At 29.2% G+C, this 18,266-nt stretch carries 15 protein-coding genes; 3 read left to right on the top strand and 12 right to left on the bottom strand.

The window, feature by feature from the left end:
• Positions 1-40 precede the first annotated feature (40 nt).
• The 5 genes from J2Z24_RS00075 to J2Z24_RS00055 form a co-directional block, all read right to left on the bottom strand.
• Complete coding sequence (locus J2Z24_RS00075) at positions 41-3,484, bottom strand: pyruvate carboxylase (protein WP_035144180.1); 3,444 nt, start codon at positions 3,482-3,484, stop codon at positions 41-43.
• 425 nt (positions 3,485-3,909) lie between these two features.
• Positions 3,910-4,071 (bottom strand): rubredoxin, encoded by a 162-nt coding sequence (gene rd / locus J2Z24_RS00070; protein WP_085058946.1) that lies wholly within the window; start codon positions 4,069-4,071, stop codon positions 3,910-3,912.
• Positions 4,072-4,209: 138 nt separating this feature from the next.
• A complete protein-coding gene (locus J2Z24_RS00065) occupies positions 4,210-5,505 on the bottom strand; it encodes an amidohydrolase (protein WP_035144178.1) in 1,296 nt (431 codons plus the stop codon).
• Between the two features lie 100 nt (positions 5,506-5,605).
• Positions 5,606-7,390, bottom strand: a complete 1,785-nt coding sequence (hflX, locus tag J2Z24_RS00060; protein ID WP_035144177.1) for a GTPase HflX — start codon at positions 7,388-7,390, stop codon at positions 5,606-5,608.
• Between the two features lie 173 nt (positions 7,391-7,563).
• Positions 7,564-9,345, bottom strand: a complete 1,782-nt coding sequence (locus J2Z24_RS00055) for a cell wall-binding repeat-containing protein (protein ID WP_162175668.1) — start codon at positions 9,343-9,345, stop codon at positions 7,564-7,566.
• A 390-nt stretch (positions 9,346-9,735) separates the two neighbouring features.
• On the opposite strand from J2Z24_RS00055, the gene hpt reads away from it, so the two are divergent.
• A complete protein-coding gene (gene hpt / locus J2Z24_RS00050; protein WP_035144176.1) occupies positions 9,736-10,263 on the top strand; it encodes a hypoxanthine phosphoribosyltransferase in 528 nt (175 codons plus the stop codon).
• 44 nt (positions 10,264-10,307) lie between these two features.
• Here hpt and yunB read toward each other — a convergent pair whose 3' ends face one another.
• Positions 10,308-10,952, bottom strand: coding sequence for a sporulation protein YunB (gene yunB, locus J2Z24_RS00045; protein WP_051593069.1), 645 nt, complete (start codon positions 10,950-10,952; stop codon positions 10,308-10,310).
• A 223-nt stretch (positions 10,953-11,175) separates the two neighbouring features.
• On the opposite strand from yunB, the gene J2Z24_RS00040 reads away from it, so the two are divergent.
• Positions 11,176-13,536: a transglycosylase domain-containing protein gene (locus J2Z24_RS00040; protein ID WP_035144446.1), complete on the top strand. Its 2,361-nt coding sequence runs from the start codon at positions 11,176-11,178 to the stop codon at positions 13,534-13,536.
• Between the two features lie 29 nt (positions 13,537-13,565).
• Here J2Z24_RS00040 and spoVAE read toward each other — a convergent pair whose 3' ends face one another.
• The 6 genes from spoVAE to spoIIAA all read right to left on the bottom strand — a co-directional run bounded on the left by spoVAE (position 13,566) and on the right by spoIIAA (position 17,071).
• The gene (gene spoVAE, locus J2Z24_RS00035; RefSeq protein ID WP_035144171.1) at positions 13,566-13,928 is read right to left on the bottom strand and encodes a stage V sporulation protein AE; all 363 of its coding nucleotides are present in this window, start codon (positions 13,926-13,928) and stop codon (positions 13,566-13,568) included.
• 3 nt (positions 13,929-13,931) lie between these two features.
• Entirely contained in the window at positions 13,932-14,954 is a 1,023-nt protein-coding gene (spoVAD, locus tag J2Z24_RS00030) for a stage V sporulation protein AD (RefSeq protein WP_035144170.1), read from the bottom strand.
• 31 nt (positions 14,955-14,985) lie between these two features.
• The gene (spoVAC, locus tag J2Z24_RS00025; RefSeq protein ID WP_035144169.1) at positions 14,986-15,441 is read right to left on the bottom strand and encodes a stage V sporulation protein AC; all 456 of its coding nucleotides are present in this window, start codon (positions 15,439-15,441) and stop codon (positions 14,986-14,988) included.
• Positions 15,442-15,526: 85 nt separating this feature from the next.
• Positions 15,527-16,282 (bottom strand): RNA polymerase sporulation sigma factor SigF, encoded by a 756-nt coding sequence (gene sigF / locus J2Z24_RS00020; protein ID WP_035144167.1) that lies wholly within the window; start codon positions 16,280-16,282, stop codon positions 15,527-15,529.
• 9 nt (positions 16,283-16,291) lie between these two features.
• Positions 16,292-16,720, bottom strand: a complete 429-nt coding sequence (spoIIAB, locus tag J2Z24_RS00015) for an anti-sigma F factor (RefSeq protein WP_035144166.1) — start codon at positions 16,718-16,720, stop codon at positions 16,292-16,294.
• Positions 16,721-16,735: 15 nt separating this feature from the next.
• Entirely contained in the window at positions 16,736-17,071 is a 336-nt protein-coding gene (gene spoIIAA / locus J2Z24_RS00010) for an anti-sigma F factor antagonist (RefSeq protein WP_035144165.1), read from the bottom strand.
• Between the two features lie 261 nt (positions 17,072-17,332).
• Between spoIIAA and speE the strand changes: the two genes are divergently transcribed.
• Entirely contained in the window at positions 17,333-18,166 is an 834-nt protein-coding gene (gene speE / locus J2Z24_RS00005) for a polyamine aminopropyltransferase (RefSeq protein ID WP_111947770.1), read from the top strand.
• The last annotated feature ends 100 nt before the right edge of the window (positions 18,167-18,266 follow it).

The following is an 18,266-nucleotide window of genomic DNA, read 5'->3' as shown; positions in this document are numbered from 1 at the left end:
TTCTAAATTTTAATATATTACTATCTTTATAAAATCTTATTTAATCTTGTGATAATTTAATTATAAGTTGAGATGACTTTACTTGCTGTCCTTCTTTAACAAATATCTTCTTTACTTTTCCATTTACTCTAGCTACAATATTAGTCTCCATTTTCATAGCTTCTATAATTGCAATACTGTCTCCCTCTTTTACAATATCCCCTTCTTTTACTAACACTTTCAATATAGTTCCTGGTATACTAGCTCCAATTTGATATTTATCATATTGATCAGCTATTTGTATTGATTCCTCATCATTATTTAACTTATTTATACTATTGGTTTTATCTAATATTTCTATTTCTCTTCTATTTCCATTCACTTCAAATACTATAGTTCTCTTACCTTTATTCAGTTTTCCTATTTGAAGAAGTTTAATTATTAGCGTCTTTCCTTGTGCAATTTCAATTTCACTTGTTTCTCCTTCTCTTAGCCCATGGAAGAATATATCACTACCCATATGGCTTAAATCTCCATACTCTTGTAGATATTTGATGTAATCCTCAAATACTTCTGGATAAAGAGCATAACTTAATAATTCCTTATTAGATGGTTTCATATTATATTTTTCACTAAGATGTTTTCTAATCTTTTCAAAGTCTTCCGGTGGTAATAATTCTCCTGGACGTCTATCTATACCATTTTCCCCTTTTAACACTAAACTTTGTAGCCTTTCTGGGAATCCACCTTCTGGCTGTCCCATCATACCTTTAAAGAAAGATACCACTGAATCTGGGAATGCCATATTTTCTGCTCTTTCATAAATATTTTCAGGAGTTAATTCATTTTTAACCATAAATATAGCTAAATCTCCTACCATTTTTGAAGAAGGTGTTACCTTAACTATATCACCTAACATTTCATTTACTTTTTTATACATCTCTTTAACTTCATCAAATCTATGCCCTAAACCAAAGCTTTCTATTTGAGTTTTTAGATTTGAATATTGTCCTCCAGGTATTTCATATTTATATATTTCAGTAGAACCTGATTTCAATCCAGATTCAAATTGTGCATATACTGGTCTTACAGCACTCCAATAGTCAGATATTTTTTGTAAATTATCTAAGTTAAGTCCAGTATCTCTTTCTGTATTCTCTAGAGCAGCAACTACAGAATTTAATGCTGGCTGACTTGTAAGCCCTGACATACTACTAAAAGCTGTATCTACTATATCCACACCTGCTTCTGCTGCCATAAGTATAGTAGCTACACCATTTCCTGTCGTATCATGAGTGTGAAGATGTATTGGTAATGAAATTTCATTTTTTAATGCTTTTATCAATTTTCCTGCCGCATATGGTTTTAATAAAGCTGACATATCTTTTATACCAAGTATATGAGCTCCTGTTTTTTCAATTTCTTTTGCTTTTTTAATATAGTATTCTAATGAATATTTATCTCTAGAATAATCTAAAATGTCTCCTGTATAACAAATACATCCTTCTACTACTTTTCCAGTATCTAATGCTGTCTCAATAGCTATTTCCATACCTTTTATCCAATTTAGTGAGTCAAAAATTCTAAATACATCTATTCCAGATTCTGAAGACTGTTTTATAAATTCTTTAATAACATTATCAGGATAATTCTTATATCCTACAGCGTTTGACCCTCTTATTAACATTTGAAGTAATATATTAGGTACTTTCTTTCTAATCCTTTCTAATCTCTCCCAAGGATTTTCTTTTAAAAATCTATAGGCTACATCAAAAGTTGCTCCACCCCACATTTCCATTGAGAATAATTCTTTTGCAAGATTAGCTTCTGCCTTTGCAATTTTTATCATATCTTTACTTCTAAGTCTTGTAGCCATTAAAGATTGATGTGCATCTCTCATAGTAGTATCTGTAACTAAAAGTTTTTCTTGTTCATTTATCCATTTTACAAGCCCAATTGGTCCTTTTTCCTGTAATATTTGCTTAGTGCCTTTTAATTCTCCTTCTTTTAAATTTTTAGGCACTACAGGTACATCAAAATTAGGCTTATTTCCTTTTGTTTCATTTACTACTTTTTCTCCTATATATTTTAATACTCTTAATTCTTCATCTTCTTTAGGTGATATATCAAAAAGTTCTGGATTATCATTTATAAAAGTTGTAGTACACGCTCCCTGTAAAAATGTTGGATGATTAAGCACATTTATTAAAAAGTCTACATTAGTTTTAACACCTGATACAGTTAATTCCTTAATAGAACGAATTGCCTTTCTTGCTGTATCTTTAAAACTTCTTGACCATGCTGTAGTTTTTACTAAAAGACTATCATAATATGGACTTATTATAGCTCCTGTAAAACCATTTCCTCCATCTAATCTTATTCCAAAACCAGAACCACTTCTATAAATATCTATTCTCCCTGTATCTGGTGCAAAATTATTCATAGGATCTTCTGTGGTTACTCTGCATTGTATTGCATATCCTCTTTTTTCTACATCCTTTTGAGAATTTATATTAATTTCTTTTGAATTTAGTGCATAACCCTGTGCAATTAATATCTGACTTTGTACTATATCTATTCCTGTAAGCACTTCTGTTACTGTGTGTTCAACCTGTATTCTTGGATTCATTTCTATAAAATAATGATTACCATGTTTATCCACTAAAAATTCTGCTGTTCCAGCACTAACATATCCAACAGATCTAGCAATTTTTAAAGCATCATTACAAATTTCCTGTCTCTTTTCTTCTGAAATTGAAAAAGCTGGTGCAAATTCTATTACTTTTTGATGTCTTCTTTGTATAGAACAATCTCTTTCATATAAATGCACAATGTTATCATACTTGTCACCTAATATTTGAACTTCTATATGCTTAGGTCCCTCTAAATATTTTTCTATAAATAAACTATCTATACCAAATGCTTTTCTAGCTTCTTCTTTAGCATTTCTAAAAGTTGAAACAAGCTCTTTTTCATTTCTTACAATTCTCATTCCTCTTCCGCCACCACCGGCTGAAGCTTTTATCATTACTGGATATCCACAAGTTTTGGCAATTCCTAAAGCTTCCTCTTCAGAATCAATTGATTTTTCTACACCTGGTATAGTAGGAACTCCTGCATCTTTAGCCACTAGCTTAGATTGTATTTTGTCTCCTACACGCTCCATCATCTCTGGAGTTGGACCTATAAATTCAATTCCAGCTTCTCTACATTTCCTAGCAAACTCAGGATTTTCTGATAAAAATCCATATCCAGGGTGTATAGCATCTACTCCTTTTTTGATAGCTAAGTGAACTATTTCATCAATATTTAAATAAGCCTCTACAGGCCCTTTATTTTTACCAATTAAATAGGATTCATCTGCCTTTGTTCTAAATAATGCACATTTATCCTCATCTGAATAAATAGCAACGGTTCTTATCCCCAACTCTTGACAAGCTCTAAAAATTCTTATAGCAATTTCTCCTCTGTTTGCAACTAAAACTCTTTTAAATCTTTTTATCAAACTTTTCAGCCCCTTCATAATATAATTTCAATACCACAACTGTGTAGATATTAAATACAATAAATGTATACTACCATAATTATTTTATCCTATAGCACTATCCTCAATACTCTCTGCATTTATAGTTAGACTATATGCTTCTATTACGCTTCTTTAAATAGACTTTCATATGAAGCTAAGAATAATTATATATGAAAGTTATTTTTAAATCAATTGCATTTTTATTTAAAATAGGCCTTTATTTTAAAAAATATTATTATGTTTAATGCCGATTTTAACTATGCTTATTAATTCTAACATTTTTACCACAATTAAAATATTGCAATAAAAAAACAATTTTACTTTCATATAAAACCAAACTTCTATATATTGTATAAATTTAATAGGTGATTAATCAAACAAATTAATCACCTATTAACTATAAACTATTTTACTTTTTCAAATTCACTTTTACCTACACCACATAAAGGACATACCCAATTGTCTGGAATCTGTTCAAAAGCTGTACCTGGCTTTACTCCATTATCCGGATCACCCTGTGCAGGATCATATATATATCCACACACATTGCATACATACTTATCCATGAAAACTCCTCCTCTGCTCACAATATTGATAATATTTTGTAAACATTTAATGTCCTATAAGTATCTTTATACTACAAATCAATTATATCATCTTTATTTTTTAATTTATACCATTTTTTAATATTTTTTCTACATTTTTTATTGTTTAAATTCTTTACATAAAGCTTTAAACTCATACATTATTCTTTCCTTATCTATATTTAAAAATTCTGCTTTTCTCATGATTATTTTTCCGTTTATTATTACATATTCCACTTCACTACCATTTGCAGAAAATACTATATTTGAATGTATGTTGTGATTAGGGATTAAATTTGGTTTATTTAAATTGATCATTATTAAATCTGCTAGATATCCTTCTTTAATTATCCCTAAATTATTTATTCCTAAAGCTTTAGCTCCATTTATCGTGGCCATTTTAACTGCTTCTTCTCCATCTAATTTAGTGGCATCTTTATACCATAATTTTTGGAGCAAAGCTCCTGTCTCCATTTCCTCTATCATGTTTAAATTATTATTACTAGAAGTGCCGTCTGTTCCCAAACATACATTTATACCTTTATCTAACATATGAATTATTCTTGCTACACCACTAGCTAATTTCATATTACTTTGAGGGTTATAAACAACACTAGCTTTATTTTCTTTCAATATTTCTATATCTTCATCTGTTAAATGAACACAATGTGCTCCAACTACTTTATTTTTAAATATCCCACTTTGAAGTAATAATTCACAAGCTGTAAGATTATATTTTTCCTTTAATATATTAACCTCATCTTCTGTCTCGCCTATATGTATGTGAACTCCGCTTTCTATTTTTTTAGCCTCTTTACCTACGCAAACTAGAGCTTCTTTCTCTAAAGTATATGGAGAATGTGGAGCTAACATAGTTTTTATTAAATTATCATTTCTTCTTTTAACTTTTTTATGAAAATCTAACGCTGTTTTTAATGTTTCCTCCCAAGTATCTCCTATTATGGGTATACCTAAAATAGCTCTAATATTGAATTCTTCTGCCACTTTAATGGCTTCTTCTTCATAAAAATACATGTTATTAAAACAAGTAGTTCCTGTTCCAATCATTTCCATACAGGCAATTTCTGTACCTAACTTTATATGCCTTTCTTTAAACTTACTTTCCATAGGCCATATTCTTTCATTTAACCATCTCATAAGAGGTAACCCTTCTCCATAGCCCCTTAATATAGTCATAGCTGCATGAGTATGGCAATTTATAAGTCCAGGCATAACGCAATATCCTTTGCCATCTATAACTTCCAAATCATTATACTTTTCTATAAACTCTCCTAAATATTCTCCATAGGAAATTTCCTTTATTATTTTGTCTTCAATTAATATATATCCCCTATCTATAATCTTCCCATCTTCATCCATAGTAACTATCATTGTATCTTTAATTAAAATACTCATATAACAACCCCCGCTTTAATTCATTAATAGAAGACAGTTAATAGTTGAAAATTTTACTTATCTATCCTCTATATTCATTTCATAATTTATCATTTATAATTTATTCACTAATCATATATTTCTTACATACATTATATGCTTTCTCATCTACTTCAGCGCTTATATAAGTTCCCTCTTCTTTGTATTCTTCTATATTAATATTTCCATTTCTATGTAAATATGCCACTGTTGAACCATCTGAATATGGTATTAAATACTCTGCTTTGATTAATTTATATGGTAACTTATTAATTATTTCTTCTAAAAGCTTTTCTAAATTTCTCCCCTGTTTTGCTGATATTTCTATACAATCTAATGTTTTAAATTTTTCTCTTATATCTGATAACTTTTCTTCATTAATTTTATCTACCTTATTTAGTAAAAGAATAGTTGGTTTATCCAAACAACTTAGCTCTTTTAATACTTCATTTACTGCCTGTATCTGTTCTTCATAGGAATCTGATGATATATCTACTACATGTAATAACACATCAGAATAAATAACTTCTTCTAATGTTGATTTAAAAGCCTCAACTAAATCATGAGGAAGTTTTCTTATAAATCCTACAGTATCTGTTAATGTAATATTTCTGTTATTAGGAAGCAATATTGCTCTAGTAGTGGTATCTAATGTAGCAAAAAGCATATCTGCTTCAAATACATTTTCTTTTTGAATTCCTTCTTTAGCAGGATACATATTATAAAGAACATTTCTTAAAGTTGATTTTCCTGCATTAGTATATCCTACTAAGGATACCTTAGGTATGTCATTTCTATTATCTCTTTGAGTCTCTCTTGTCTTTTTTATTTTCTCTAATTCTTTTGTTAAATCATATATCCTTTCCCTTATATGCCTTTTATCTGTTTCCAACTTTTTTTCTCCTGGCCCCCTAGTTCCAATTCCTCCGCCAGTTCTTGATAAAACTGTACCAAGACCTGATAATCTTGGCAATCTATACTTTAATTGTGCAAGTTCTACTTGAATTTTACCATCCTTACTTTTTGCCCTTTTGGCAAATATTTCTAGAATCAATGTAGTTCTATCTATTACTTTTACACCAATAAAATCTTCAAGATTTCTAACCTGTGAAGCTGTCAATTCATCATCAAATATAACTACATTAGCTTTTCTTGCCTGCCTTAATAAAGCAATTTCCTCAACTTTACCTTTACCAACATAAAAAGCTGAATCAACTTTGTATCTTTTCTGCAACACTTTTTCAACTGTAATAACATTACATGCTTTAGCCAATTCTTCTAATTCTTCTAAACTCTCTTCACTTTCAACTCCAACTAAAATAGCTTTCTCGCTATTATCTTCTTCTACTCTATTTAATTTTATAGATTCTTCTGCATACCTTACTTTATCTAATAAATTAAATCTCATAGTTTCTTCTATAGTCATTTCTTTAGTTATTTCAGCTACTAAAAGATCATTTTCTATCCCACAAAACCCCAATGTAACATTTGTAACTCCTGTCTCATCAACCCCTATAGCTCCAATACAATCTAATTTAAGCTTAATAAGAGCTGATACATCTAAAGCTGATAGTCTAGAATTGCCATTAGGATGTGTGTGAATCACTCTTATTGCTGATAATCTTTTTTCTTTTATATCTATTATAGGTACTTCTACAGTAGTACTATCTCCTAGTGCTACATCTACTACATTTCCCTTTCTATCTATAGCTACACTTACTTCTCTTCCTATGTTAGAAGTAACTTCCGATATTATATTTAATAATTCTATATTAAACACTTCATCTTTAGGAACTTTTATGTCATATATCTTTTCTAATTTTTCTAATAATATATCTCTAATTCCTTCTATATTGCCACTTATCATAACCTCATCTCCTTATAAAACATATTTTGTTCAACACATTATGAATTTAAACAAATATACTAACTGTAATAAGTTTCATATAATTTTATAATATAACATCCGTATTGTAAATGCTATAAAAAATAAGCATTATCAAATTATTTCTAATTTATAATGCTTAATCTCTATTTAATTTATCTACCTACATACTCTTTAATAGCTTCTTTAGTTTCTTTTCCAACAATTCCATTAGTTTCTATAAATGTATGTAACTTCTGAAATTCAATAACTGCTTTTTTAGTGTCCTCTCCATAATATCCATCTGCCTCTAAATCAAATCCTAATGTTTTTAAATTATTCTGTAGTTCTTTTATATCTTCTCCATACATTAATGGTGATGTTAATTTTAATAATCTTTTAGATTCTGTAGAACTACCATTTTCAGATGATTGTACAGAACTACTATTTCCAACTAATCTTGCTTTAAACTCATGCCACTTTTCCCAATTATTAGCCGACATATTATTTGGACAATTTTTCCCACTAGCATCATAATGTCTTACAACATTTTCTATTGGAACATTATACTTTTTCATTAAATATCTAACTAGGTCTAAAGTATTATTTATAGTCTTTTCAGATATATACCCACCAGAATTACACATTTCTATTCCTATAGAGTTATGGTTTCCTATACCATATTTCATTCCTCCATCACCACAATGCCATGCAGCATCATATTCTTCTACTACTTGTACTATAGAATTTTCATCAATAAAATAATGTGCTGATGCTTGCCTGTCTCCTCCTCCAAAATAATGTGCATTATTTTTAGCAGTGTCTTTGTAATTTCCTGTGTCATGAATTACTATAAATTTAATATCGTTTCCATCTGAATGATTATATTTAGATATTTGTACTTCAATATTACCATTTTTATATGTATCCTCTACTTTTTCTTTTTCTGTATGTTTTGAATCTTTATCTTTATTAGAATCATCTTTTTCTCTATCTTCATATATAGTATTAATAGTTCTATCTGTTATTCCCGCACTTCCACCAAGTATGATTAAATTTTTTATATCTTTATCTGTAATATATCCTTTTGTTGCTTCTGCTGGATTTTTCCCAACAAGAACAATAGGATTATTTTTTATTGCAGCATAAGCAGTTCCAGATAGTGCATCTGCAAACCCTTCAGAATAGGCCATTATAGCATTGCTAAAATCTAAATTATCCTCAAATGTTTTTATAATATTTATATTTCTTTCATATTTATCTTTTCCACTTATTCTTTGAACATTTCTAAAAGTACTAGCTACTTTATCGCTAATTATACTAGTACTACCTATTATGTAAGTTTTAGATACAGTTTTTCCTTTCATAAAATCAGCAGTAGTTTGGGGAACATTATCTTTAGGTATCAATAATATAGGTATTTGTAATTTAGCTGCTATAGGAGCTATACTTAATGCATCTGTATAATCATTACCTGTAGCTAATATTACACCATTTTTTATACCTATTTTTTCAGCTATAGCCACAGAAGTTGCATATCTATCCTTACCACTTATTCTTTCTGTAGTCATATTAAGTTTAGTTAATTCTTCTTCTACATTAGCCTTAATTACACCTTGTCCACCAACTATGTACACATGTTTTGTTTTTAACCTTTGAAGTTGTTTTTTAGCATTTTCCTCCAAAGAGTTGCTTCTAGTTAAAATAAGTGGCGCATTATACTTTTTAGCTAAAACTGCAGCACTTAAACTATCTGGATAGTTTTCTCCATTTACTAAAATAGCATTATCACATCGCTTCCATCCATCTTCTACTACCGCACTACTTGTTTTAAATCTATCTGCACCAGCTAATCTTTTTTGCTTTGGTGCTGCATTAACAGTACTGCTACCTAAGCTAATGATAAATACCATTACCAATCCAATAAAAAAACTATTGTATATCTTTAGTTTTTTCATATATATCCCTCCCTGATAAAATTATATCAATGAATAGAATATTTTGTAAAGTTTAGAAGTGATTTCGTAAAATTCTGTAAAACAGTTTTTGCTTTATTAGTTTATTGCAAAAATTAAACTTATTATTCATGAAATATATTAAAACAATTGTAGAAATATAGAAATATCAATAACATGGATATTATACTTTTATTTCAAAAATGAAATTAGGATAAACATTGTTATAAACATCAAAAGAAAGTAGAATAAGCAAGATTAATAAAAATGATTTTTTAACTAATTTTAAATGAAATTAAAAATTTCCTTGATTTTAGGAGGCTTATAAAGTATATTTTAAATATAAAAATAATATATAAACATAGATAATGGTTATAAATATGGAGGTCTATCATGGAAGAAAAAAAAGAAAATATATTAATATCTAAAGAGGAAATTGATAAAAGAATTGAAGAGTTAGGAAAAGTAATATCTAAAGATTATAAAGATAAAAACTTATATGTATTATCTTTATTAAGAGGTAGCTTTATCTTCACTGCAGATTTAGTAAGACATATAACCGTTCCTACAAAAATAGGATTTATGACAACTTCAAGTTATGGGAACTCAGAAATATCCACTGGAAAAGTAAAAGTAGTAAATGATATTCCTGATAATATAGAGGGTTTAGACGTTTTAATAGTTGATGATATTGTTGATACAGGTATAACTATGGATTTTGTAATAAACCATGTTAAAAATTTAGGTGCAGCTTCTGTAAAATGTTGTGTACTTCTAGATAAACCAGAAAGAAGAAAAATAGATGTTAAACCTGATTATTGTTGCTTCGAAATCCCTGATGTATTTGTAATAGGTTATGGCTTAAACTATGGGGACTATTACAGAAACATTCCATACATATTTAATTGGAAAGAAAATTGAGACTCAAAAGACAATTAACAAAATATATTGTTAATTGTCTTTTATTATTTACTCATATTTTCTTCTGCTCTAATTTTAAATCCTGCATTTTCCAAGCCTAAATTTATTGATGTTTCAGGTATTCTACCTACTATTATAGTTTCAGATATAGGTATTTCATTTTTTACCTCTATGTCATTGCTTCTCATAGGTATTATTACTCTTATATTAGTTTTTACCTGTACATATATTTTATGTCTAGTTTGATTTATTCCTGCACTTTCAAAGTCTGATAAATATTTTGTTTCTATATAGCCTATTGGTTGCATTTTAACTGTTATATTAGGACCAAAATAAGCTAAGATATTATTCTTAAATACATATCCTAATGGCATCTTTATTCCTACAGTTCCTAAATCTTTTAATCTCTGTTGTGATTCTAAAGCTACATCACAAGCTATTTTATTCATTTTCAATGTATCTGCTTTTATCATAGCTATATTTCCAGAATCATCTTTTTCCATAGATATTATATCTTCATATTTAAAGTTCTCTAAGCAATTATCTATTATAGTTTTATTAAGAATTTCTAAAGCTTTTGCTCTCATTTCTCCATCAGCTACTGTGATAACTGTTGGAGTTACTATTTCATCAAAAGTATAAATAAAGATTGCACCAAATATGCTTAAAAACAGAAATATAAGAACCATTTTAAATTTAAAATCTCTTATAATAATCTTCACTTCCCTATATAAATTCTTATTAACTTATATTTAACAATTTATGAAAATATTCTTATAATTATCATATTATATATAAAGAAAAGGCTTTATATATATATTTTATAAAAAGCCTTTTGTATGATATAATATTTTAAAATTGGTTACAATAAATAATAGTAAATTTAGGAGGAAAAATATGGAGAAAAAGAAAATGGGGAAAAAGAAGAAAAAAAAGAACCGTTTTAAAACCCTTAAAATAGTTCTTATAACCTTATTCTTACTTGCTATGTTTTCATCTGTAGCTGCACTTGGAATAGGTGTTGCCATGATTAAAACAGCTCCCCCTTTGGATATAAATAAGATATTAAGCTTAAACGAACCATCCACTATATATAATGATAGTGGACACTTTATGGATACAGTAGTTTCTGATCAACATAGAACTGTAGTACAATTTAAAGATGTTCCAAATAACTTAAAAAATGCTATTATAAGTATTGAAGATGAAAGGTTTAAAACTCATAATGGTATAGATCTAAAAAGAATATTTGGAGCTACTTTTAGAACAGTGTTAAATAAAATTACTGGAACGCCTGGAGTACAAGGTGGTTCTACTATTACTCAGCAGCTGATCAAAAAAACATTACTTTCTGATGAAGTAAAGATTAAAAGAAAAGTACAAGAATGGTATTTAGCGATGGAATTAGAAAAAAAACTAAGTAAAGAGGAAATTTTAGAAGCATATATGAATACTATCCCATTAGGTGGTAGTGCCTACGGAATGGAAGCTGGAGCCAAACAATATTTTAGCAAAAGTGTGAAAGATTTAAATCTTATTGAAAGTGCCTTTATGGCTGGAATTATTCAAAGTCCAACTACTTTTTATTATGCTGCATTTTCACAAAAAAATCCTTCAACTTATTTAAATAGAACTACAACAGTATTAAGTAAAATGTTGGAAAATGGATATATAAATCAAATTGAATATAATAAAGCTGTTGCTGACTTAAATAATAAAAAATTAGTATTCAAAAAAACAAACATTAATGTTAATAGATTGAATTATGAATGGTTTTCAAGAGAAGTTATTAAACAAGTAAAAAAGGATTTAATTTCTCAATATCATTTAAGCACTAATGAAGCGGAAAGAATGATTATGTACGGTGGTCTTAAAATATATAGCACTATGAATAAATCTTTACAAGACTATACTCAACAAACTTTAGATAATATGGACAGTATTATAGGAATAAACTCTAAATCTGCTAACAAAATAATAGAACCTCAAGCTTCTGCTACAATAATGGATTATCATTCTGGTGAAATAAAAGCTCTAATTGGAGGAAGAGGAAAACAACCTCCACTATCTTTTAATAGAGCAACAGAATTTTATAGAGCTGTTGGTTCTAGCATAAAGCCATTAACAGTATATGGTCCTGCTATAGATACCAAAACAGCTACTGCTGCTGCTATGTATGATGATGCGCCTGTTCCAGAAGAAATAGGACGCCTTTATCCTGATAATGGTGCTCCTTATAATCCTAAAAATAGTCCTAATGTATTTGAAGGAAAAATGACTTTACGAGAAGCTCTTTTAAAATCTAAAAATGTAGTATCTGTAAGAATCGAACATGAAATAGGTTTACAAACTGGAGCAGAATATGGTAAAAAATTCGGATTAATGTTAGATAAGGCCTCAGATGAATCAAGCATATCAGCATTATCTTTAGGACAATTAAGTGGAAAACAAGGTACCAGTGGAACAAATACTTTAGCCATGGCTGCAGCCTTTGGAACTTTTGGAAATAGTGGTATGAAAGTGGATCCAATACTCTATAGGAAAGTAGTAGACAGAAATGGTAAGGTTATTTTAGAAAGTAAATATAATACAACTAAAGTTTTATCTCCTCAATCAGCTTATATAATGTACGACTTACTTAAAGGTCCTGTTAGCTTTTCTCCAGGCGCTACTGGTAGCTCTGCTAATTTTGGCCCTATGGCTAGAGGTAAAACTGGTACAACTAGTGGATCTATAGATTTATGGTTTACTGGACTTACTCCATATTACTCCGCTGCAATATGGATAGGTAACGATGACCATTCAAATTTCAATGCAGGATATACTTATGGAAAATATATAGGTAGTAACGATGCTGCCCTATTATGGGGTACAATAATGAAAGAAGCTCATAAGAACCTAGAATATAAAGAAATTCCAAGACCATCTGGAATTGTAGAAGTACCTATATGTAAATCATCGGGAAAAATTGCCACAGCGTCATGCCCTAAAAATACTATAATTTCTGAATTGTTTATAGAGGGAACTGCTCCAACTGAATTATGTGACTATCATACTGGAATTTATACTCCTTCAAAGGATAAGGATAAAAAAGATGACAAAAAAGATGATAAAAAGGATACAAATGAATCTGTAGATAACAAAGAAGATGATGATAAAGAAACAAATGATTCAAAACCTGATGAAAATAATACAGATGAAAATACTGATTCAGATAAAGAAAATACTAATAATATAGATAATACACATGCTAATGAAAGAAAAAATCCTTAAAAATATACCCCAATATTTTGGGGTATATTCTATTTTTTTGTTTTAGGATTAAACAATAAAGACATAATATATCCAAAAATTATTGCTGCTGTTATTCCACCTGCTCCTCCTTTTATTCCACCTGTAAATGCACCTATCAGTCCCTTTTCATTAACTTCTTTTATAGTTGACTTAGCCATAGTAGATCCAAATCCAGGTAAAGGTACTGTAGCACCTGCCTTTCCAAATTCTATTACTACATCATATATATTTAATGCTCCTAATATAACTCCTATAGTAACAAAACTTACAAGTATTCTTGCTGGAGTAAATTTAGTTTTATCTATAAGAATTTGTGCTATAACACAAATTCCTCCTCCTACAACAAAAGATCGTATATAATCATTTAACATAGCTTAAACGCCTCCAGTACCATATTCTATTGACACTGCATGAGCTATACCTGGAATACTTTCACCCTGTAGAGAGGATGTAGTGCTCATAAGTGCTCCTGTAGATACAATTAACATTCTTTTAAATTTTCCACTTAATAAGCTTTTATAAAGATATCCACATAAAACAACCGCAGAGCACCCACACCCACTACCTCCTGAATCTGTTCCTTGTTTATCGTTATAAAATATTTCTTCTCCACAATCTATATAATTATTGCTTATATCATAGTTATATTCCTTAAGTAATTCTATTGTAATTTGTTTACCTATTTTACCCAAATCTCCAGTAGCAATAATATCATAATCACTAGGAACTCTACCCGTATCTTTAAAGTGACTATATAGAGTAGATACAGCTGCTGGTGCCATAGCAGCTCCCATATTATTTGCATCCGTTATACCATAGTCTTTTACTTTTCCTATGGTTACATAAGTTATATAAGGAAAATTCCCCTCTCTTCCTAACACCGCTGCTCCTGCACCTGTTACTGTCCATTGAGCTGTAGGTGCTCTTTGGGAGCCAAATTCTAATGGAAATCTAAATTGTCTCTCTGCTGATGAAAAGTGAGAAGATGTGGCTGCTACAACATGATTTGCAAAATTTCCATCCATAGCTAAAGAAGCCATAGACAATGATTCTGTCATAGTAGAACATGCTCCATAAAGACCTATAAAAGGAATGTTTATTTCTCTTGCTGCAAAACTAGAAGATGCTAATTGATTTAACAAATCACCAGCAAATAAGAAATCTATATTACTTTCTTTTAATTTTGCCTTTTTTATACTTTCTGTTACTGCTGTATATAATATATTACTTTCAGCCTTTTCATAACTATCTTCTCCATTCATATCATCACTTAATATAAAATCAAAATAATCTTTTAAAGGACCTTCTCCTTCTTTAGGTCCTACTATGCTGAAAGTCGAAATTATTCTAGGCTTACTTTCCATTTTTAGAGTCTGTTTACCTATTTTTTTTATCAAATTTCCACCTTCTTTACTACTATTCTTATTATTAAATTACTTTTAAAACATAATATACTATCCCCACAATAACCGATGTACTTATGCCATATACCAATACTGGTCCTGCTATAGTAAACATTTTTGCTCCTACTCCAAATATATATCCTTCTTTTTTGAATTCCATGGCAGGAGATACCATTGAATTAGAAAATCCCGTTATAGGAACAATTGTACCTGCTCCTGCAAAAATAGCTATTCTATCATATATTCCAATACCAGTTAATAAGGCTCCTATGAATACCATAACTATAGCAACATAGGTTCCAACTTCTTCTTTAGGTATACCTCTATTTAAAAAATAATTATTAAAAAACTGACCTATATCACATATAATTCCTCCTACAATAAATGCATTAATACAGTCTTTAAATAAATTCTTTTTAGGCTCTGTTTCAGCGGATAACTTTTTAAATTTTTTCTTTACATTCTTTTCATTTCCCTTCATGAAACCACCTCTTTTTTATTTATTATTCTTATTTTATACATAAAATTGATTTTTAACCTAAAAAAAATAGGATAATCAAATTATCCTAAGCCTTTAATTTTTCCTTCATTATTTTTAATACTCTTTTTTCTATTCTTGATACCTGTACTTGGCTTATACCAAGCATTTTAGCTACTTCTACTTGAGTTTTGTCTTTAAAATATCTAAGCATAATTATTTGCCTAGACTTAACATCTAATTTACCTAGAGCTTCTTTCAATGCAATTTTATTAACTACTTCATTATCTTCTTCATAATTATCACTAATCTTATCAATTAGCATAATAGGTGCTCCATCGTCTTGATGGATAGTGTCATAAAGATATTGCATACTACTAGCAGATTCTGTAGCAAAAATTATTTCTTCTCTATCCATACCTGAATAAGTTGCTAGTTCATCTATAGTTGGTTCTCTATTTAACTGCTTTGCTAAAGCTTCTTTATCATAGTGTAATTTTCTTGCTGTATTTTTTATACTCCTACTTACTTTTATTATACCATCATCTCTTATAAATCTTTTTATTTCACCCATTATCATAGGTACCGCATAAGTAGAAAATTTCACTTCATAATCTGAATTAAAGTTATTTATAGCTTTTACTAATCCCATACATCCTATTTGATATATATCTTCATATTCATAGCCTCTATTTAAGAACTTTTTGCTTATAGCAGAAACCAAAGGTAGATTTATTTCTACTACCTTATTTAAAGCCTCTTTATCTCCATCCCTTGCTTTTTCAATAAGACCTAAATTATCTTCATAAGAATATATACCCTTTTTTACCGCTTCTTCACTCATAATATTCACCTAACTTAATGATTTAAAAGCTTTTTTCATTATAATTTTTGTTCCTTTTCCCTTTTCAGACTCAACATTTAAACTATCCATAAAGGATTCCATAACAGTAAATCCCATACCTGATCTTTCTAAATCTGGTCTTGAAGTATACAAGGGTTGCATTGCTAGTTCTATGTTATCAATGCCTCTACCTTCATCTGAAATTATTATTGTAGCCTCCTTATCCTTAATAAAAGCTTCAATCTTAACTTTTCCCTCTTTATTTTCATATCCATGTATTATAGAGTTAGTAACTGCTTCAGAGACTGCTGTTTTTACGTCTGTTATTTCATCAATGGTTGGATCTAACTGAGATATAAAAGCTGCCACGGCTACTCTAGCAAAACTTTCATTTTCTGATTTACTTAAAAATTCTACCTTCATCATGTTATCGTACATTCTATTTTCCCCCCACTAAATATTCTCTAAAGCTTCTTCATTACTGTCATATAGCTTTATAATTTTAAACATACCAGATAATTCAAATACTCTTTTTACAGCCTCATTTACATTAGTTATACAAACAGCTCCATTTTTATAAGACAATTTTTTATATCTGCCAATTACAACTCCTATTCCAGAGCTGTCCATAAAAGATACTTCTGAAAAATCCATTACAAGCTTATTCATATCTTCTCTGATTAGTCTATCATCTATTTTATTTCTTACTTCTTCTGCACTATGATGATCCAATTCTCCCATCATATGTACTAGTAGCTTATCATTATTGTTTTCAAATTTAAGATACATGTACTTCCCCCCATTTTTGTTTGTATTTATTTGTCCATTTTTTCATTGAATACCTAATTTATATATTCTACACATTCCATATTTTTCCTTCTTTTTATTTGAATTTGTATTTTTTATTATAACCACAAATTTCATTTTTATACATTATTTCATAATATATTTTACACATTTTTCTTTTATTATTATACCTTGCTTATAAATTCATTCACTGTTATAATAAATTTATTGCATTTTTAATAGTACATGGGAGGTATATAAAAGATGGATTTATGGTTAAGTGAAGGTCAGATTTCTGATGCGGCAATGACTTACAAAATAAAGGAAACTTTAGTTAGAAAGAAAACTAAATATCAAGATTTAGCCATTGTAGATACTTATGCTTTAGGGAGAATGTTAGTTCTTGATGGAATAGTACAGACTACCATAAAGGATGAATACGTTTATCATGAAATGATAACTCATATTCCACTATTTACTCATCCTAATCCTAAAAAAGTATTAGTAGTTGGTGGTGGAGATGGAGGCACTATAAGAGAAATATTAAAGCATCCATCTATAGAAAAAGCTGTACTATGCGAAATAGATGAAGATGTAATTATAGAATGTAAAAAATATCTTCCAGAAATAAGCTGTGCTTTAGAAGATAAAAGATGTGAAATTTTTATTGGTGACGGAATTAAATATGTACACGAACATAAAAATGAATTTGATGTTGTTATAGTTGATTCTACTGACCCTTTTGGAGCTGCAGAAGGCCTATTTGGGGGAAGTTTTTATAAAGAAATATATGAATGTTTAACTGAAAACGGAATATTTGTAGCTCAAACGGAAACTCCTTTTTATTTACCAGAAGTAGTAAAGAGAGTTTATGATGATGCTAAGGCTGTATTTCCAATAACCAAGTTATTTATGGCAGCAATTCCAACTTATCCTGCAGGATATTGGAGCTTTACTGTAGGATCAAAAACACATGACCCTGAAGAAGCTAATCTTCCAGATAAGTTACCTTTTTCTACAAAATACTATACAAATAGACTACATAAAGCATCCTTTGTTTTACCAAAGTTTGTTGAAGATCTAATAAATAGTAAATAATAGATAATAAATAAATATCCACCAGCTAAGCTGGTGGTTTTTCTTAAGCCCTATAAGGGCACTTTACCAGCATTGTGCCTTAAGGCACGTATGAAAATCT

The sequence above is a fragment of the Clostridium tetanomorphum genome (assembly GCF_017873215.1).
Classification (GTDB): Bacteria; Bacillota; Clostridia; order Clostridiales; family Clostridiaceae; genus Clostridium_AO; species Clostridium_AO tetanomorphum.
Note: the sequence above shows the minus strand (reverse complement) of the source record. Positions and strands in the feature narration are given on the sequence as shown.